At 64.8% G+C, this 1,826-nt stretch carries 2 protein-coding genes; one reads left to right on the top strand and one right to left on the bottom strand.

The features are described 5' to 3' along the window. Positions 1-441, bottom strand: a 441-nt coding sequence (locus tag B071_RS17475) for a glycosyltransferase family protein (RefSeq protein ID WP_040588412.1), incomplete at its 3' end; no start/stop codon positions are given. A gap of 138 nt (positions 442-579) precedes the next feature. Between B071_RS17475 and B071_RS17470 the strand changes: the two genes are divergently transcribed. Further along, positions 580-1,722, top strand: a complete 1,143-nt coding sequence (locus tag B071_RS17470; protein WP_018527337.1) for a KamA family radical SAM protein — start codon at positions 580-582, stop codon at positions 1,720-1,722. The last annotated feature ends 104 nt before the right edge of the window (positions 1,723-1,826 follow it).

The raw sequence follows: 1,826 nt of genomic DNA, 5'->3' as shown, positions 1-1,826 counted from the left end.
AGTTATCGGGTCCTTCCCGCGGAGACGCGAAAAGCAGAACCGGGCGTCATCGTCCATGGAAAGGATCTTCCGTCCCGCCCAGGCCAGAAGCGCGCAGTTCCGGTTCCGCCCGGGGCTCGAGATGGGGAGTTCCGGAGTGCGCCTGAGGCAGGCAAAGCCCAAAAGCTCCTCCCGCTCCCGGTCGCCCTGGGCCAGCACCGATACCAGACGGCGTCGCTCGCGGGGACCAAGGTAGAAGATCTCCTCCTCCGGGGGAGCCGAGTCGGCCAGAATCTGTACCAGAGCCCGGTTCTCTTCCAGGGCCTCGTCCTGATCGCTGTGATCCAGGACGAGCAGCGGCAGGGGCCCCTCGTGACGCGTAGAGAGCCACGGAAGAAGACTGGTGGCGCTCCGGGCCAGCAACGCAGGACGATTACGTGTGGGAATCACAAAAGAAACCATGATGCCTCCCGCTCTTCAGGCCCCCCGGGACCCGGTGCTTTTTTCCATCATAGCATATTCTGCCCGGATTTTACGGCCCCGCCCTCACCGGGAGTGCTCCACTTGCCCGCAGACCGCCCGGCATGGTACACAAGAGCCATGTCATCCTCCTCGTGGATCCAGGACCTCGCCCGGGCAGTCACCTCCCGGGAGGGATTGCGCCGCGCCCTCTCCCTCACGGAGGATGAGGAAGGCTACTTTGCAGCGCTCTCCCGGGACAATCACGCCGGACCCGGCCTCTCCCTGCGCATTCCCTCCTCCTATCTGGACCTCTGCACGGACCACCCCGATGACCCCCTGCGCAGGCAATGCGTGCCCCGGCGTCAGGAGTTCGATCGGCAGCCCTGGGAAGACGACGACCCCCTCCTGGAAGCGGCTCACACGCCCCGGCCACGTCTGATCCACCGGTACCGCGACCGGGCCCTCTTTCTTGCCACCGATACCTGCGCGATGTACTGCCGTCACTGCTTCCGGCGATACTTCACGGGAAAACAGCGGGGCCCCGCCACAGGGGAAGAGATCGCCCGGGCAGCGGCCTGGGCGGGCCAGACCCCCTCACTGAGGGAGCTGATTCTCTCGGGCGGAGACCCCCTCACCCTGAAGGACGAGGATCTGGAAGCGATGTTTCTGGCCTTTCGGGCTGCCCGGCCCGATCTGGTCTTCCGGGTAGCCACGCGCATCCCCGTGGTCCTTCCCGGGAGAATCACACCGGAACTTTCACGGCTCCTGCGCCAGCAGGCCCCGCTGGTGGTGGTTACCCAGTTCAACCACCCCCGGGAGCTATCCCCCCCCAGCACCCGGGCCCTGGAGGCCCTGGTGGACGCGGGCATCCCCCTCTTTAACCAGACCGTACTGCTTCGGGGGGTGAACGATCACCCCGATACGCTGGAGGAGCTCTTCCGGGGGCTCGTGGTGCGGCGGGTTACCCCCTATTATCTTTTTCAGGGTGACCTGGCCCCGGGGACGGCCCATCACCGGGTCCCCCTGGGTGAGGCCATGGAGATCTTCAGCACCCTGCGGCGGCGTCTCTCGGGGATCGCCCTGCCCACCTTTGCGGTGGACCTGCCCCAGGGCGGTGGAAAGATCCCCCTCTACCCCGAGAGCCTGAGCCGGAGGGAACCCGGCTGGTACCATCTGCAGAGCCTGGACGGCACCTGGTTCCGCTACCCCGACGAGGCCTTCGCCGAGGAGATCGACCCCGGAGCCGCCTCCAGACCGGAAAGCTCTGTCAAAATCAAATAATATATACTGAAACACAGTATATTTTCTTCCTCCGGGTTATACTTTCAGGTGAGGCCTGTCAAAAAGTACGCCAAGGCCCAGGAGGAACCTCATGACCACCTGGT

The organism is Alkalispirochaeta alkalica DSM 8900, assembly GCF_000373545.1.
In the GTDB taxonomy this organism is placed as follows: domain Bacteria; phylum Spirochaetota; class Spirochaetia; order DSM-27196; family Alkalispirochaetaceae; genus Alkalispirochaeta; species Alkalispirochaeta alkalica.
The sequence above is the reverse complement of the archived record's forward strand: the minus strand, read 5'-3'. Positions and strand labels throughout refer to the sequence as shown.